General features: G+C 54.3%; 15 protein-coding genes. 9 read left to right on the top strand and 6 right to left on the bottom strand.

Translation table 11 applies throughout. The features are described 5' to 3' along the window. The first annotated feature begins 246 nt into the window (after positions 1 to 246). The 4 genes from ACMGGP_RS09450 to ACMGGP_RS09465 all read left to right on the top strand — a co-directional run bounded on the left by ACMGGP_RS09450 (position 247) and on the right by ACMGGP_RS09465 (position 5,451). The gene (locus ACMGGP_RS09450) at positions 247 to 1,974 is read left to right on the top strand and encodes a potassium/proton antiporter (RefSeq protein WP_010670274.1); all 1,728 of its coding nucleotides are present in this window, start codon (positions 247 to 249) and stop codon (positions 1,972 to 1,974) included. Positions 1,975 to 2,052: 78 nt separating this feature from the next. Beyond that, the gene (locus ACMGGP_RS09455) at positions 2,053 to 2,286 is read left to right on the top strand and encodes a DUF1480 family protein (protein WP_010260598.1); all 234 of its coding nucleotides are present in this window, start codon (positions 2,053 to 2,055) and stop codon (positions 2,284 to 2,286) included. Between the two features lie 377 nt (positions 2,287 to 2,663). Beyond that, entirely contained in the window at positions 2,664 to 4,130 is a 1,467-nt protein-coding gene (gene wbaP, locus ACMGGP_RS09460) for an undecaprenyl-phosphate galactose phosphotransferase WbaP (protein WP_029519111.1), read from the top strand. Between the two features lie 127 nt (positions 4,131 to 4,257). Continuing rightward, positions 4,258 to 5,451, top strand: a complete 1,194-nt coding sequence (locus ACMGGP_RS09465) for a multidrug effflux MFS transporter (protein WP_010260592.1) — start codon at positions 4,258 to 4,260, stop codon at positions 5,449 to 5,451. On the opposite strand, the gene dadX is transcribed toward ACMGGP_RS09465, so the two are convergent. Both dadX and ACMGGP_RS09475 read right to left on the bottom strand, forming a co-directional pair. Then, positions 5,444 to 6,514, bottom strand: coding sequence for a catabolic alanine racemase DadX (dadX, locus tag ACMGGP_RS09470; RefSeq protein ID WP_266093968.1), 1,071 nt, complete (start codon positions 6,512 to 6,514; stop codon positions 5,444 to 5,446). The two genes, ACMGGP_RS09465 and dadX, sit on opposite strands and share 8 nt — an antisense overlap. 19 nt (positions 6,515 to 6,533) lie before the next feature. Continuing rightward, positions 6,534 to 7,835 (bottom strand): D-amino acid dehydrogenase, encoded by a 1,302-nt coding sequence (locus ACMGGP_RS09475; protein WP_266093969.1) that lies wholly within the window; start codon positions 7,833 to 7,835, stop codon positions 6,534 to 6,536. 504 nt (positions 7,836 to 8,339) lie between these two features. Between ACMGGP_RS09475 and ACMGGP_RS09480 the strand changes: the two genes are divergently transcribed. Beyond that, positions 8,340 to 9,875 carry a SpoVR family protein gene (locus ACMGGP_RS09480; RefSeq protein WP_498798386.1) on the top strand — a complete coding sequence of 512 codons (1,536 nt, stop codon included), beginning with the start codon at positions 8,340 to 8,342 and terminating at the stop codon, positions 9,873 to 9,875. Between the two features lie 40 nt (positions 9,876 to 9,915). On the opposite strand, the gene fadR is transcribed toward ACMGGP_RS09480, so the two are convergent. Next, the gene (fadR, locus tag ACMGGP_RS09485) at positions 9,916 to 10,635 is read right to left on the bottom strand and encodes a fatty acid metabolism transcriptional regulator FadR (protein WP_010670276.1); all 720 of its coding nucleotides are present in this window, start codon (positions 10,633 to 10,635) and stop codon (positions 9,916 to 9,918) included. Between the two features lie 483 nt (positions 10,636 to 11,118). On the opposite strand from fadR, the gene dsbB reads away from it, so the two are divergent. Continuing rightward, on the top strand, positions 11,119 to 11,649 hold the full coding sequence (gene dsbB, locus ACMGGP_RS09490) for a disulfide bond formation protein DsbB (protein ID WP_010260580.1): 531 nt from the start codon (positions 11,119 to 11,121) through the stop codon (positions 11,647 to 11,649). 632 nt (positions 11,650 to 12,281) lie between these two features. Here dsbB and ycgN read toward each other — a convergent pair. The 3 genes from ycgN to ACMGGP_RS09505 form a co-directional block, all read right to left on the bottom strand. Then, positions 12,282 to 12,728, bottom strand: a complete 447-nt coding sequence (gene ycgN, locus ACMGGP_RS09495; RefSeq protein WP_010260578.1) for a cysteine cluster protein YcgN — start codon at positions 12,726 to 12,728, stop codon at positions 12,282 to 12,284. 65 nt (positions 12,729 to 12,793) lie between these two features. Then, a complete protein-coding gene (locus ACMGGP_RS09500; protein WP_010260576.1) occupies positions 12,794 to 13,453 on the bottom strand; it encodes a fumarylacetoacetate hydrolase family protein in 660 nt (219 codons plus the stop codon). A 316-nt stretch (positions 13,454 to 13,769) separates the two neighbouring features. After that, positions 13,770 to 14,036: a YcgL domain-containing protein gene (locus ACMGGP_RS09505; RefSeq protein WP_250524815.1), complete on the bottom strand. Its 267-nt coding sequence runs from the start codon at positions 14,034 to 14,036 to the stop codon at positions 13,770 to 13,772. A 164-nt stretch (positions 14,037 to 14,200) separates the two neighbouring features. Here ACMGGP_RS09505 and minC point away from each other — a divergent pair, with 164 nt between their 5' ends. From minC to minE, 3 genes are read left to right on the top strand one after another with little or no spacing between them, the layout of a single operon-like run. Continuing rightward, positions 14,201 to 14,908, top strand: coding sequence for a septum site-determining protein MinC (gene minC / locus ACMGGP_RS09510; RefSeq protein ID WP_010260571.1), 708 nt, complete (start codon positions 14,201 to 14,203; stop codon positions 14,906 to 14,908). 33 nt (positions 14,909 to 14,941) lie between these two features. After that, a complete protein-coding gene (gene minD, locus ACMGGP_RS09515) occupies positions 14,942 to 15,754 on the top strand; it encodes a septum site-determining protein MinD (RefSeq protein ID WP_010260569.1) in 813 nt (270 codons plus the stop codon). A gap of 3 nt (positions 15,755 to 15,757) precedes the next feature. Further along, entirely contained in the window at positions 15,758 to 16,027 is a 270-nt protein-coding gene (gene minE / locus ACMGGP_RS09520) for a cell division topological specificity factor MinE (protein WP_008925314.1), read from the top strand. Positions 16,028 to 16,069 lie beyond the last annotated feature (42 nt).

A 16,069-nucleotide genomic window follows, 5' to 3' on the forward strand; every position in this document is an offset into this window, starting at 1 on the left:
CACTAAGCCGGCTTATCGCCGGCTTTTTTTATCTTCCGAATAACCTGCTAAAACAGTCTGTTTTCTGCCGCTTGCCTGCCAACCCCCTCATTCTTCACATTAATCTGATTCCATACGCTGTTAAGCAATTCGTATAATGATCATTTTCACAATGACAACTCCTTGATAAAACATTATCTTTCAGAGATAGCATGGATATTTGTCACCAGTCGCTGCACCGCACTGTCATATCTCAGGAGATCGGGTTTGAACCACACTATTGTCTACAGTCTGTTTATCATCGGTTCCGTGCTGGTCGCATCGAGCATTCTGCTCAGCTCTTTCTCATCCAGACTGGGTATCCCCATTCTGGTGATCTTCCTCGCTCTCGGCATGCTGACCGGGGTTGATGGTATCGGCGGCATCGCCTTTGATAACTATCCGGCGGCTTACTTAATCTCAAACCTGGCGCTGGCGATTATCCTGCTGGATGGCGGCATGCGGACCAAAGCCAGCTCATTTAAAGTCGCCCTGGGGCCAGCGCTGTCGCTGGCGACCGTCGGGGTCATGATTACCGCAGGCTTAACCGGTGTGGTCGCCGCCTGGTTGTTTAACCTGGATATGATGCAGGGCTTCCTGATTGGCGCGATCATCGGCTCCACGGATGCCGCCGCCGTCTTCTCCCTGCTGGGTGACAAAGGCCTGAATGAGCGCGTCAGCTCCACGCTGGAGATTGAATCGGGCAGTAACGATCCGATGGCGGTGTTCCTGACCATTACGCTGATTGAGATGATCGAACAGGGCCGCAGCGGCCTTGACTGGATGTTCCTGGTGCATCTGGTGCAGCAGTTTGGTCTGGGTATTGTGCTGGGCCTGGGCGGCGGCTGGGCGCTGCAGCAGCTGATTAACCGTATCAGTCTGGCCGGTGGGCTCTATCCGCTGCTGGCGTTGAGTGGCGGCATTCTGGTGTTCGCCCTGACCACGGTATTAGAGGGCAGCGGCATCCTGGCGGTCTATCTGTGCGGCTTTTTACTGGGCAACAGGCCGATTCGCAACCGTCACGGCATTCTGCAGACCTTTGACGGCATGGCGTGGCTGAGTCAGATTGGCATGTTCATCGTGCTGGGACTGCTGGTAACCCCGTCTGATTTGTGGCATATCGCGGTTCCGGCGATGATCCTCTCACTGTGGCTGATTCTGGTGGCGCGCCCACTGTCGGTCTTTATTGGTCTGCTGCCGTTTCGCAGTTTTACCACCCGCGAACGCGTCTTTATCAGCTGGGTCGGTTTACGCGGCGCGGTGCCGATTATCCTTGCGGTCTTCCCGATGATGGCCGGATTAGAAAACGCGTCGCTCTATTTTAATATCGCCTTCTTTGTGGTGCTGGTCTCCCTGATGTTGCAGGGCACCTCGCTGGGCTTTGCAGCGAAAAAAGCCAAAGTGGTGGTGCCGCCTACCGCATCGCCTATCAGCCGTATCGGTCTGGATATCCACCCCGAAAATCCGTGGGAGCAGTTTGTCTACCAGCTCAGCGCTGACAAGTGGTGCATCGGTGCCGCACTGCGTGACCTGCAGATGCCGCGTGAGACCCGCATCGCCGCCCTGTTCCGTGACAATGTGCTGATGCATCCGAATGATGGAACGCGGCTCAGGGAGAACGACGTCATCTGCGTGATTGGCCGTGAGCGCGATCTGCCAGCGCTGGGTAAAATGTTCAGCCAGTCGCCGCCGGTTTCCCTGGACCAGCGTTTCTTTGGTGACTTTATTCTGGATGCTGAAGCTCGCCTGCGCGATATTGCGCAGATTTACGGACTGGAACTGGATGAGAACACCAACGATCAGCAGTCGCTGGGACAACTGGTGCTGAGTATGCTGGGCGGCGCGCCGGTGGTTGGTGATCAGGTTGAGTGGAATCAGCTGACGTGGACCGTCGCGGAGAAAGAGGATAACCGTATTGTGAAGATTGGTGTCCGTCCGGCTGAAGAGAAGGAATAATCCTAATCATTCAGCCACGTTATTTTCTGTCGATACGCTAAGCTTAAAATTCTATGCCAGCAAAAACGGGAGAAATGAATGGGACACGTGGTTAAAATTGGTCGTTATGAGATTGTTGATGCCGATCTTGACAGTGAGAACCTCGACACCGTCAGCATCCCCTGTCACACCAATCCCGGCTTAATTACCCAACTTGATGGCTGGGATCGCGATACCAGCGTCCCGGCATGGATTGACGGAGAACCGGTGGATCTGCAGATTGGTCATTACGATAAACAGCAGGACCGCTGGATTTTAAAAAAACCTGCCTGAGTCTGTTATCACTACCGCCAGTCGTAAGATTTGGCGGTAATTCCTAAAAAGCGTCTTAAACAGTTTGGTTATAACCAACCCCCGCCTTATTTTATCCAGTAAAAACCAAAACTTAGCCATTTAAAACTTTAATCACTTTTGATGTTTTCAGATTTTTTCCGTATTAACTCTGTCAAATAACTCCTGCATACTCATTCTCAATGCTGCAACATTTCGTGAGTACTATCACGCTTTAGCCGTTATCTTTTTTGCAGCTGCACTGGCTTTACTGACTGCAACAGACTGAAAATTATTTTTTAATTTTTCAGAAGCCCACCCCTGAGCGCGTACATGATTCTGGTCAGGCCATCTTTTACTTGAGAAAGAGAGCAGGTTTTATGGCAAGTACATTGATAATGAATAGCCCGAGCCGCTCGTGGAGCGGCACGCGTAAAAATATCATCGTGAAATTCGCCCTGAGCTTTTCCGATCTGATTGCACTTAACCTCGCACTGTTTTTATCTGCCGCGACGATACAGGGTATTTGGGGCGAGCTGGATACCTTTATTCCACCTCATCAAATTGAATATCGTTTTGTGGCACAGTTTATTATGTCAGTCATGTGTACCGGCTGGTTCTGGGTACGCCTGCGTCACTATACCTATCGCAAACCCTTCTGGTTTGAGCTGAAAGAGATCATTAAAACATTATTTGTTTTCTCGCTGCTCGACCTCGCGTTGATCGCCTTCTCTAAATGGGACTTCTCCCGCATGGTGTGGGTCTTCAGCTGGACATATGCCCTGCTGCTGCTGCCGCTGATGCGTGCTCTGGTTAAACGCGCCATTCACAAGGCGGGTCAGTGGCAGAAAGAGACCATCATTATTGGCTCCGGCAGAAACGCCACCGAAGCTTACGCGGCGCTGCAGAGTGAAGAGATTCTGGGCTACAACGTACAGGCCTTTATCTCGGTCGATGATGTCCCGGCTCAGCAGAGCGTGAATGGCGTGCCGGTGATCACCTGGAAAGATATCAACTGGCAGACCATTGACCGCGACAACGTGCAGTTTATTGTGGCTATGGAGTATGAGCAGCAGCCGATGCGCGATCGCTGGCTGAAATTCCTGTCGAAGATGAACTGCCGTTCAGTTTCAGTGATCCCTACGCTGCGCGGCGTGCCGCTTTACGGCACCGACATGTCCTTTATCTTCAGCCATGAAGTGATGATTCTGCGCGTCAGCAACAACCTGGCGAAACACTCCTCCCGTTTCATGAAGCGCGCCTTTGATATCGTGGTGGCGTCGATGCTGCTGCTGTTCCTCGGCCCAATCTTCGCCCTGCTCTGCTATATGGTGAAACGTGATGGCGGCAATGCCATTTATGGTCACGAGCGTGTGGGCCAGAATGGCAAAAAATTCAAATGTCTGAAATTCCGTTCCATGGTGACCAATTCCAAAGAGGTGCTGGAGAAATTACTGGCAACCAGCGAAGAGGCACGAATTGAGTGGGACAAAGATTTCAAACTGAAGAATGACCCGCGCGTGACCCGGATTGGTAGTTTCCTGCGTAAAACCAGCCTGGACGAGTTGCCGCAGCTGTGGAACGTGATTCGTGGCGAGATGAGCCTGGTTGGTCCGCGTCCGGTGATTGAAGCTGAGCTGGAGCGTTATGCCGGTGATGTCGACTACTACCTGATGGCCAAGCCGGGTATGACCGGTCTGTGGCAGGTCAGCGGACGTAACGATATCGACTATGATACCCGCGTCTATTTTGACTCCTGGTATGTCAAAAACTGGGCGCTCTGGACCGATATCGCGATCCTGTTCAAAACCGCAGGCGTGGTGTTACGCCGCGACGGCGCTTACTAATCAGACCTCTGCGATGCCTGTTTACAGCAGGCATCGCACTTTCCGCACGACTTCCTCTATCTTTTTTGCCGCTGAATCATTACCCTCTGCGATCGTTTTTTAACAGAACGCTTACCCTCTGGTTGTTATGCAAAAATTTACTCTGCTGTTATTAAGCCTGGTGCTGCTGGCACCCTTAGGCATCGATCTCTATTTGCCCACGCTGCCACAAATCGCAGAAGGGCTGGATACGCCGGTTAATCTGGTGCAGACCACCATTCCCCTGTTTCTGCTGGTCATGGGACTGGGACAACTGGTGACCGGCCCGCTGGTGGACAACTATGGCCGTAAGCCGATCGCCCTGCTGGGCCTGGCGCTTTACATCACGGGGAGTGCCATCGCCGCCACCGCTACCTCATTCCCGCTGTTCGTCCTTGCCCGCCTGGTGCAGGGCTGTGGCGTCTGCTGCAGCGCGGTCGTGGCCTTTAGCGGCGTGCGTGATCGCCTGAGCGGTGATGATGCCGCCCGTGCGTATGGCTTCCTGAATGGCGCATTAAACATCGTCCCGGCCCTGGCTCCGCTGCTGGGCGGTTTGCTGGCCAGCGCCTTTGACTGGCGCGCACCCTTCTGGTTTCTCTGCGCCTACGGCGTGCTGATTACGCTGCTGGTGATTATCTGGCTGCCAGAGACGCGCCCGGCGGATACCCTGCGGGTGAAAGGATTACCGATTAAACAGTATGCCGCGATCCTGCGTCAGCCGCGCTTTCTGGCGTTCGCGTTCGCCAATGCCGGTGCGCTGGGCATGGTGCTGACCTACGTGTCGCTGGCACCGCAGGTATTAATGACCGAAGGCGGGCTGACGCCAATCCAGTTCTCTTTTGCTTTTGGCGCCAACGGTTTCTGGATCATGTTTGTCAGCATGTTCGTGAACAAAGCGATTCGCAAAGCGGGTCGCCCTTTCTGCCTGGCGATGGGATTCTTCACTATGCTGCTGGGCGCGGTGCTGCTGGTAGCGGGGATGCAGATCTTCCCGGCGGAGATGCAGACGCACTGGGCGCTTTACATGTTCCCGGTGGCCGTTTCAGTTGCCGGGCTGGCCTTTACGGTAGGACCGGCCACCAGCTATGCGCTGGAGCCCTATCAGCAACAGGCGGGCGTGGCGTCCGCCCTGCAGGGATTCATTCAGATGGCCGGTGGCGCGTCAGGCAGCCTGGTCATTGTGGCGCTGCCGGTGGCGGAGAAGCTGTCGCTGAGTCTGATGATGCTGCTGGGTGCAGCGCTGGCCTTTATCGCCTGGCGCTGCAGCAGAAAGATGCGCGGCAGCCTGACCGCGCTTAAATAACGTTAACCGGAACGCGGGGTGCCAGCGCACACATCAGCTCGTACCCTACCGTTCCGGCCGCTTTTGCCACCTGATCGATTTTCACCTGCTCACCCCACAGCTCCACGGCTGAGCCAATACCGGCCTGGGGACAGGGGGTCAAGTCGACGGTGATCATATCCATCGAAACCGCACCAACCACCTGAGTCATCACGCCATCGACACAGACGGGCGTACCCGTCGGGGCATGCCGTGGATAGCCATCCGCGTAGCCACAGGCCACCACGCCAATTCGCTGCGCTGCACTGGCGTGATAGCGGTAGCCGTAACCCACGCCATCGCCCGCCTGTAGCTGCTGGACCGCAATAATCTCACTGCTTAAGGTCATCACCGGCTTCAGGCCACTGCCTGCAATGTCCTGCCAGTCACCGCTGGGCGACGCGCCATACAGAATGATGCCGGGACGGACCCAGTCAAAGTGCGCTTCAGGATGCCACAGGGTGCAGGCGGAGTTGGAGAGCGATCGCGGACAGTTCAGCCCCTCAGCCGCCTGCTCTACGCGCTGCAGTGGCGCAATCAGACCCTGCGAATTTTCCGCATCGGCAAAATGGGCCATCAGCGTCATCTCACCTACCGTACTGAGCGCCCGCAGCTTTTGCCATGCACCGTTGACCTGTTCCGGGCGAAAACCCAGCCGGTTCATCCCGCTGTTCATTTTGAGATAGATATCAACCGGTGCTGCAAGTCTGGCACTGGCCAGCGCGTTGATTTGCCAGTTACTGTGTACGCTGGTGGTGAGACGATAACGGTCAATCAGCTGCAAATCCTCTGGCTGGAAGAAACCTTCCAGCAGCAGAATCGGCTTTTTCCAGCCCTGTTCGCGCAGCTGGATCGCCTCTTCCATATTAAGAAGCGCGAAGCCGTCAGTGACAGATAACGCCTCGCGCACGCGATCAATGCCATGGCCATAAGCATTAGCTTTCACCACTGACCAGACGCGGGAGGCGGGTGCCGCCTGGCGAACAACAGTCAGGTTATGACGTAACGCCTGCTGGTTGATGGTAGCGACAATCGGACGTGACATCCTCTCTCTCCCTGAATACTTAACGAGTTGCGTTGGCGTTACGCAGCGGCGATGAGGTCGCCGCGAAACCGGGTAAGTAGCGGAACACCGCTAAGTCATCCGCCGCAATGGCCGGCTTTTTACCGGAGATGAGATCGGCCAGCAACTGACCAGAACCACACGCCATCGTCCAGCCCAGCGTACCGTGACCGGTATTGAGCCAGAGATTAGAGATCGGTGTGGCGCCCACAATCGGCGTACCGTCTGGCGTCATCGGACGCAGACCGGTCCAGAAACTCGCCTGCGCGAGATGACCGCCTTCAGGATAGAGATCACTGACCACCATCTCCAGCGTTTCCCGCCGCGCTTCGGTGAGTTTGGTGTTAAAACCAACAATTTCCGCCATCCCGCCGACACGAATACGATCGTCAAACCGCGTCACCGCCACTTTGTAGGTCTCATCCAGGATAGTTGAAACCGGTGCGGCATCAGGATTTTTAATCGGAATAGTGAGTGAATAGCCTTTCAGCGGATAGACCGGAATATCGATGACATTTTTTAACAGCGCGGTCGAGTAGGAACCAAACGCCACCACATAGCTGTCCGCCTTGATGATCTCATCACCGCACTTCACGCCATAGATGCGATTGCCATCGCGCAGCAGGTGGTCGACCGGAGTATTAAAGCGGAAGACCACGCCCGCCTCTTCGGCCATTTTTGCCAACCGCTGAGTAAAGAGCTGACAGTCGCCGGTTTCATCATTGGGCAGGCGTAATCCGCCGGTGAGTTTATGCTGGGTTGCCGCCAGTGCCGGTTCAATGCGAGACAGTTCATGCGCCTGCAGCAGCTCATAGGGCACACCCGCGTCGCGCAGCACCGCAATATCTTTGCTGGCGCTGTCGAACTGCTGCTGGGTACGGAACAGTTGCAGCGTCCCGCCCTGACGGCCCTCATAGGCGATGCCGGTTTCACTGCGCAACGCTTTCAGACAGTCACGGCTATATTCGGCAATCCGCACCATGCGGCTTTTGTTCTGCTGATAGTGATTGATGTCGCAGTTGCGCAGCATGTGCCACATCCACTCCAGCTGAAAACCACTGCCATCCAGCCGGATAGCCAGCGGCGCGTGACGCTGAAACATCCACTTCACCGCTTTCAATGGCACGCCGGGCGCCGCCCAGGGTGCGGCATAACCCGGAGAGATCTGACCGGCATTCCCTGCACTGGTCTCCATCGCTGCGGCGGGCTGACGATCAATGACCGTCACCTGATGTCCGGCACGTGCCAGATACCAGGCACTTGCCACCCCGACCACACCACTTCCAAGAATTACAACGTGCATAGCTCCCCCACCCGACCTGTAAAAGCATAATTCACTGTTCAACTGATGATAGTCAGCGGATTTACACAGCAGACACCACCACAGAATTTCACCATCCATTTCACATCTTTTTTACTTTTCAGGTAACTAAAATCTTGTCGCACGGCCAATTTCAGCGCTTTATGCGTCTTAATCCTTAAACACAGAAATAAATGACAACGAAGGCAGTTAAATCTGCCTGTTGCAGGAGATTCATTCAACCCCATACATTCCGCTTATAAACGGGATTTGATTCCGCAATTTATAATAAGGCTAGTATTAAAGGCTGTTAAATTCTCTGCCGCACCACTCTTAATGATTTTGTGCCAAAGAATTCGTTTGAGTTCGCATTTCGGATAAGCGACAGTGGGCTATCATTGTTGTGTTCGCTCAGTTTTTTTCGGGTTCCCTTTTTCAGGATGAAGCCTTAAATAACCAGAACGGGTTGTCTTTCGGGTCAGCCGGTTTGCAAAAAAGAGGTGCGCTATGACGACAATCTTTGACGAAGCCATCAGAGACAGCAAACGACTCAATGACGGACCAGACTGGACATTCGAACTGCTTGATGTCTACTTAGCCGAGAACGACCGGGTGGCTAAACTCTACCGGCTTGATACCTACCCGCACCAAATCGAAGTGATTACCTCTGAACAGATGATGGATGCCTACTCCAGCGTCGGCATGCCAATCAACTATTCACACTGGTCATTCGGCAAAAAGTTTATCGAGACCGAGCAGCGCTATAAGCATGGTCAGCAGGGTCTGGCCTATGAGATTGTCATCAACTCCAATCCCTGCATCGCCTACCTGATGGAAGAGAACACCATGACCATGCAGGCGCTGGTGATGGCGCATGCCTGCTATGGCCACAACTCTTTCTTTAAAAATAACTATCTGTTCCGCAGCTGGACGGATGCCGGGTCGATTGTCGATTACCTGTTATTTGCCAAAAACTATATCAGTGACTGCGAAGAGCGCTATGGCGTCGAAGAGGTAGAGCGGCTGCTCGACTCCTGCCATGCCTTAATGAATTATGGCGTCGATCGCTATAAGCGCCCGCAGAAAATCTCTCTGCAGGAGGAGAAGGCGCGGCAGAAAAGCCGTGAAGAGTATCTGCAAAGTCAGGTGAACACCCTGTGGCGAACGCTGCCACGACGTGAGAAAGAGGCCGTGACCTTTGAAGCCGTGCGCTACCCCTCTGAGCCGCAGGAAAACCTGCTCTATTTTATGGAGAAAAACGCCCCGCTGCTGGAGTCATGGCAGCGTGAGATCCTGCGTATTGTGCGCAAGGTGAGCCAGTATTTCTATCCGCAGAAACAGACCCAGGTAATGAATGAAGGCTGGGCAACATTCTGGCACTACACCATCCTCAATCACCTCTATGATGAAGGCAAAGTGTCGGAACGCTTTATGATGGAGTTCCTGCACAGCCACACCAACGTCGTGTTTCAGCCGCCCTATAACAGTCAGTGGTATAACGGCATCAACCCCTATGCTTTAGGGTTCGCGATGATGCAGGATATCAAGCGTATCTGTCAGTCGCCGACCGAGGAGGATCGCTACTGGTTCCCGGATATCGCCGGTTCCGACTGGCTGGAAACGCTGCATTTTGCGATGCGCGAGTTCAAGGATGAGAGTTTTATCAGCCAGTTCCTGTCGCCGAAAGTCATGCGTGATTTCCGTCTGTTTACTGTACTGGATGATGACCGCAACAATTATCTCGAAATCGCCGCGATCCACGATGAGGCGGGCTACCGGGCAATTCGCCAGCAGCTCTCTGCGCAGTACAACCTGAGTAATCTCGAACCGAATATTCAGGTCTATAACGTCGATCTGCGCGGTGACCGTTCGCTGACCCTGCGTTATGTGCCGCAGAGCCGCACGCCACTGGATAAGAGCCGTCGCGAGGTGCTGAAACATGTGCATCGTCTGTGGGGATTTGATGTGATTCTGGAACAGCAGAACGAGGATGGCAGCGTAGAGCTGCTGGATCGTAATCCACCACGCGGTTCATCACTCTGATGGGATAAAAACAAAAAACCGGACGCGATGTCCGGTTTTTTTAACGCTTACTGCCGAGATCGTCGGGCAGATTCTTCTGCATACTGTGCCAGATTTCACCGCTGCGGCGGCCGTAGTTGCGCACCACGTCCACAATCTCATCCTGTCCGGGCTCTTTGTCGCACAGTTCCAGCAGTTTCAGATAGAAATCGCGCGCGACCTGACGGGCTTCCGGATTAGAGAAGTAGTGGCGGCCAACGCGGGTATAGAGCCCTTTCAGGCCATTCAGGATCAGACCGTAAATCGGGTTACCTGACGCAAACGCCAGACCGCGGAACACCCGGTAGTCGAGCTCGGTATAGGCATCAGCCTGATCGGCAGCCGCGCTGACCGTTTCCAGCACTTCGCGTGCTTTGTCCGGATGATGGCGCAGCGCCCGGCTGATAAAGATCGATGAAATGTTGCTGCGTACCGACAGCAGGTTGTCGATCAGCACCGGAACGCTGTCGTGATCGAGACGGGCCAGCGTTTCCAGAATATTCAGGCCGGACGTCTCCCAGAAATCGTTCACCCGCGTCGGTTTACCGTGCTGAATAGTCAGCCAGCCATCGCGCGCCAGGCGCTGCAGCACTTCACGCAAGGTGGTGCGCGTCACCCCAATCAATTCAGAAAGCTCACGCTCAGCAGGAAGAATCGACCCTGGCGGAAAGCGACTGTTCCAGATGCTTTCAATAATATACTCTTCAGCAAATCCCGCTGGACTCTGAGCCTTTATAACCATAGCAATGTGTTCTCGTTGCTTTTCTAATCATGATGGGCACTCATCATACCAGACGCCCTATAGCGGATATAGCCTGCGTAACCATTAAAACCGGGCGCAGGCGCATATTTCAGCATGGCTGACCGCAGTATCAGCGGCTTCGGGATCACGGGCGGGCTGAATGGCTTTCTGCGCTGAAATGGCGCGTGCCACAGCACCGCTGAGTGTCAGCGTTCAGCCACCCTGAAAGCGCAGGACTTTGACAGCATATAACCCGCGCCTGCCGTTTCGCCTCCTGCCGCATGCGATCGCCTCTGTCGCCGCTGCGGATCTCCCCGCTCTTCACTGATCGGCGTTCTGCAGATAAGGTCTGGCTTATCCTCATTTAACCTGCTCTGGATCAGAATCAGGTCATGTTTGCACACGATTTTTCCCTGTCCCTGGCTGGTTTGCAAACGCTTTTGGTTTACACTGCGTGGCATTAACGTTTACAGGGAATGCAATATGTTGCGATATCTGAATCAATGCTCACGTGGTCGCGGAGCCTGGTTACTACTGGCACTGACTGCACTTGCACTGGAATTAACAGCACTCTTTTTTCAGCACGTAATGGGCCTGAAGCCCTGCGTGATGTGTATTTATGAGCGCAATGCGCTGTTTGGTGTGCTGGGCGCGGGTCTGGTTGGTGCGATTGCGCCAAAATCGCCGTTGCGTCTGGCGGCGCTGGCGTTGTGGATCTACAGTGCCTGGGAAGGTCTGCGTCTCTCTTATGAACATACCATGATTCAGCTGCACCCTAACCCCTTCACCACCTGTGATTTTGCTGCTCGCTTCCCCAGCGGCTTACCGCTGGATAAGTGGCTGCCGTCGGTGTTTCTTGCCAGCGGTGACTGTGCAGAACGCAGCTGGACTTTCCTGACGCTCAGCATGCCGCAGTGGATGATTGTGGTGTTCGCCGGTTATCTGCTGGTCGCGGCGCTGGTGCTGATAGCCCAGCCGCTGAAACCTAAACGCCGCGATCTCTTTGGTCGCTGAGATCAAATAAGGCTGCCACTGGCATAATGCTGGTCAGTTAAGATTAGAGTTGTAAAGGCTGTCACGGTCAGACGTGGCAGCTTTTTTTCCGGGCGAGCGAGCCGCAGTGCGGGCCAGCGCACCTCTGCTGCTGCCGGGCCGTCCTCGCGCCGCTCACGCGGTACCTTCGGCTTTGACGGCGTGCCGACGAACCGTTCGGGGATCGGGCCTCCCTGGCCGGCCCCGAACTGTCCACGCTTCCCGGCGTGGACTTCTGGCCCACCGTCACGCCTCAGCGCTGCGGATAGCCCTTTCAGCAGCAGAGGCGCTCAGGCCTCCACTCTCGTGCCCTTTTTAACAATACACACTGAAGTTTCAGAGCAGGCCGGGGCCGGGCTGGGGCAGGCAATCCGCAGCGCTGAACAGAATGAGTCTGCCAGGAGAGCCCGCAGGACGCGGGCGAAAGGCGGGGCGGCACAGGATGTGCCATCCCCGGCGGTCCGTCAGGCAGAGGAATGAAGTGAAGGAACCGCGCAGCGGCGCGAGGACCGCCAGCCCCTGCCCGGGACCAGACTGCGTTATCACCTGTCGCTTAACTGACCAGCATTATGCCACTGGCAGCCTTTTTTCTGTTCCGATTGATAGCGCGGCACTCAGCCGTTGCGATCGGGGCGATCAATGATGTGATCTTCCCAGTCCCGCACTTCACTCTCACGCACCGCAATATACCGCACCGAAATACGCTGCGCATGCATCGCTGTTTTCGAACCGGCCCGCAGCGGATGCCATACTGGTAAATCTTTGCCCTCACCCAGCAGCCGGTAGGCGCAGGTGCGCGGCAGCCAGTTGAAGGTCGTCAGATTTTCGCGCGTTAACTTGATGCAATCCTCTTCAAGCTCGAAGCGGCGCTCATAGTTACGGCACTGGCAGGTTTTAATATTGAGCTGATCACAGGCGACATTGGTGAAGTAGATCTCATCGGTGTCGGCGTCCTGCAATTTGTTCAGGCAACACTGCCCACAACCATCACACAAGGATTCCCATTCCTCATCGCTCATTTGTGCCAGGCGTTTTTGTTGCCAGAAAGGGGTGTCAGTCATGATGATTTGTCCGGATTGTGCCTAAACCGCACCTTATAAAGCCTATGCGGCGGTGATGCAAGTTTTTAGAGTACGCGCGTGCTGATGCCGTGACCCGCCAGTGAAACTTCCAGCTGATCACCCGAGCGCATCGGGCCTACCCCTTCTGGCGTACCGGTCAGAATCACATCGCCTGCACGCAGCGTAAAGTAGTGGCTCATATGGGCAATCAGCGGCAGGATTTTATGAATCATGTCTTCGGTGTTGCCGTGCTGACGCACTTCACCGTTCACCAGCAATTTAAGCTCGACGTTCTGCGGATCGCCACTGAATTCCGTCACCGGGATAAAACCGGAGACAGGACAGGCGTTATCAAAGCCTTTGGATTTTTCCCACGGCTGGCCCGCTTTTTTCAGCCCGGCCTGCAGGTCACGCAGTGTCAGATCCAGCGCCACGCCATAACCTGCAATCGCCTTAGCCACATGCGCATCGGTCGCCTGCTTCAGTGTCGCGCCGATCAGCACCGCCAGTTCAACTTCATGATGGACCTCGCCAAACGCGTCGGGAATAGAGAGCGGCTGACGCAAATCACACAGCGCCGTTTCCGGCTTGATAAAGATCACCGGTTCGGTTGGGGTTGCGCTGCCCATCTCTTTAATGTGCTTTGCATAATTACTCCCGACGCAAACCACTTTGCTGACCGGAAAATCTAACAGAGCGCCTTGCCAGTTACGATGCTGATACATGCTCATCCCCTGTTCAGGTTAGGTGTGATGCCAGCGCTGCTGGCGGGTTGATGTTTGCTCATGCGTTGATCGAAATGCCAACCTCATAGCGTGATATTAAGATCCTTTTAACGGTCCGGGGTGCGTAATTTGTCAGAAAGCGTAAATGCAGGGGTTGAAGCGCTGAATAATCGTACAAATCGGGAGAAAAAATTGAGCAGGGAATTTAAAAAGGGGTTAAACAGATAAGCTGCACCGTTAATTTTGCGCAGCATCAGGGCAATATTATCCTGCCAGGATCGCACCGACAGGATTTATATTTACAGAAGAATCCGAGTTAAAGTTTTTTATCGGCCTGTAAATGAATGTTGAGGAGACTTTCAATCGGCGGAGGGAGCTGTAAATAATAGCCCTGCTCGCTCAATCCCTGCTTAACTTTATTGATATCCGCATTAGCCAGCCTGTCCCGCCCCGCCAGCTTAAGCACCATCGCCAGCTGCGGCTTGCCAAAGCCTTTCAGCAATTCTTCCGGAACGCGCGAGAAATCGTCCTTTTTTTCAACATAGAGATAAGTCTGGTCACGTAACGGGCTTCTGTAGATCACACAAAACATATTTTTTACTCGAATTAACCGGCGTTGAGGCTTGTCTGAATATAGCTGTAACTATAACATGCTTGCAGAACTTCGAATATTCACCGTTAGCGCTTCAACGATGATTTTATCATCGCCAGGCTTTCGGTAGTGAAAACAGGACTGAGTCGGGACAGATGTCGCAAACGCCAATCGAATTCAAAGGTAGCAGTTTCACCCTGTCTGTCGTCCATTTGCATCACCATGACCCTGCGGTGATTCGCAAGGCACTCCAGGACAAGATTGACCAGGCTCCAGATTTCCTGAAAAACGCGCCGGTGGTACTTAACGTCTCGACATTAAGTGCCGATGTTAACTGGAAACTGTTGCAACAGGCGGTTCTCGCCACCGGTTTACGCATTGTCGGCGTAAGCGGCTGCAAAGACGAAGCGCTGAAACGTATGATCGCCCGTGCCGGCCTGCCCGTGCTGGCAGAAGGTAAAGAGGCCAGACCGCAAGCCGCCGCGCCGCAGCCGATACCTGAACCTCTGCCGGCTGTAACCGAAACGGTAGCAACGAAAACCCGCATCGTGAACACCCCGGTGCGCTCGGGCCAGCAGATTTATGCGCGTGATGCCGATTTGATCATCACCAGCAGCGTCAGCGCCGGCGCTGAACTGGTCGCCGATGGCAATATTCACATTTACGGCATGATGCGCGGTCGCGCCCTGGCGGGTGCCAGCGGTGACCGCAACTGCCAGATTTTTTGTACCAACCTGGCTGCCGAGCTGGTCTCGATTGCCGGAGAGTACTGGATCATGGATCAGATCCCGCAAGAATTTTTTGGTAAAGCTGCGCGCCTGTGCCTGCAGGATGGCGCGCTGACTATCCAGACACTTAATTAGGCCCCTTTTCTTTTGTTAAGGAAATCAACATTTATGGCACGCATTATTGTAGTTACATCCGGTAAAGGGGGCGTTGGTAAGACCACGTCAAGCGCGGCCATCGCCACCGGTTTAGCGCAGAAAGGCAAAAAGACAGTTGTGATCGATTTTGATATCGGTCTGCGTAACCTGGATTTGATCATGGGCTGTGAGCGCCGTGTGGTCTACGACTTTGTTAATGTAATCCAGGGCGATGCCACACTGAACCAGGCGCTGATTCGCGACAAACGCACGGAGCAGCTCTACATTCTGCCTGCGTCGCAGACCCGTGATAAAGATGCGCTGACCCGTGAGGGTGTTGAAAAAGTTCTGAACGATTTGGCTAAGATGGAGTTCGATTTCATCGTCTGTGACTCACCGGCAGGGATTGAAACGGGCGCACTGATGGCGCTCTACTTTGCCGATGAAGCCATTATTACCACCAACCCGGAAGTCTCTTCTGTCCGCGACTCCGACCGCATCCTCGGCATCATCTCATCCAAATCCCGTCGCGCTGAAAACAGTCAGGACCCGGTGAAGGAGCATCTGCTGCTGACCCGCTATAACCCTGGCCGGGTGAACCGTGGCGATATGCTGAGCATGGAAGATGTGCTGGAGATCCTGCGCATTCCTCTGGTCGGCGTGATCCCTGAAGATCAATCGGTGTTACGTGCCTCTAACCAGGGCGAACCGGTGATTCTTGACGGCGAATCTGATGCTGGCAAAGCCTATGCCGATACCGTTGAACGGTTGCTCGGTGAAGTACGCCCCTTCCGCTTTATCGAAGAAGAGAAGAAGGGTTTCCTGAAACGCCTGTTCGGGGGATAAACCATGGCATTACTTGATTTCTTTTTATCCCGGAAGAAGAACACTGCCAATATAGCCAAGGAAAGGCTGCAGATTATCGTGGCAGAACGGAGAAGGGGCGACAGTGAGCCCCACTATCTTCCGCAACTTAAGCGCGACATTCTGGAAGTGATTTGCAGATATGTGAAGATCGATCCAGAAATGGTAACGGTTCAGCTCGACCAGAAAGGTGATGATATCTCGATTCTGGAGCTGAACGTGACGCTGCCGGAGACGGATGAAGTGACTAAATGACGCTGACCGTTTGCTGAATTTCCCCTGCGCTCTGGCAGGGGA

Origin of the sequence: Curtobacterium sp. BNK-1 (assembly GCF_048685235.1) — a bacterium.
In the GTDB taxonomy this organism is placed as follows: Bacteria; Pseudomonadota; Gammaproteobacteria; order Enterobacterales; family Enterobacteriaceae; genus Pantoea; species Pantoea agglomerans.

Bases quoted from the DNA above. Each gene is read 5' to 3' on its own strand.
- ACMGGP_RS09455 (WP_010260598.1), top strand. From the start codon at position 2,053: ATGGGACACGTGGTTAAAATTGGTCGTTATGAGATTGTTGATGCCGAT.
- wbaP (WP_029519111.1), top strand. From the start codon at position 2,664: ATGGCAAGTACATTGATAATGAATAGCCCGAGCCGCTCGTGGAGCGGC.
- ACMGGP_RS09465 (WP_010260592.1), top strand. From the start codon at position 4,258: ATGCAAAAATTTACTCTGCTGTTATTAAGCCTGGTGCTGCTGGCACCC.
- dadX (WP_266093968.1), bottom strand. From the start codon at position 6,514: ATGTCACGTCCGATTGTCGCTACCATCAACCAGCAGGCGTTACGTCAT.
- ACMGGP_RS09475 (WP_266093969.1), bottom strand. From the start codon at position 7,835: ATGCACGTTGTAATTCTTGGAAGTGGTGTGGTCGGGGTGGCAAGTGCC.
- ACMGGP_RS09480 (WP_498798386.1), top strand. From the start codon at position 8,340: ATGACGACAATCTTTGACGAAGCCATCAGAGACAGCAAACGACTCAAT.
- fadR (WP_010670276.1), bottom strand. From the start codon at position 10,635: ATGGTTATAAAGGCTCAGAGTCCAGCGGGATTTGCTGAAGAGTATATT.
- dsbB (WP_010260580.1), top strand. From the start codon at position 11,119: ATGTTGCGATATCTGAATCAATGCTCACGTGGTCGCGGAGCCTGGTTA.
- ycgN (WP_010260578.1), bottom strand. From the start codon at position 12,728: ATGACTGACACCCCTTTCTGGCAACAAAAACGCCTGGCACAAATGAGC.
- ACMGGP_RS09500 (WP_010260576.1), bottom strand. From the start codon at position 13,453: ATGTATCAGCATCGTAACTGGCAAGGCGCTCTGTTAGATTTTCCGGTC.
- minC (WP_010260571.1), top strand. From the start codon at position 14,201: ATGTCGCAAACGCCAATCGAATTCAAAGGTAGCAGTTTCACCCTGTCT.
- minD (WP_010260569.1), top strand. From the start codon at position 14,942: ATGGCACGCATTATTGTAGTTACATCCGGTAAAGGGGGCGTTGGTAAG.
- minE (WP_008925314.1), top strand. From the start codon at position 15,758: ATGGCATTACTTGATTTCTTTTTATCCCGGAAGAAGAACACTGCCAAT.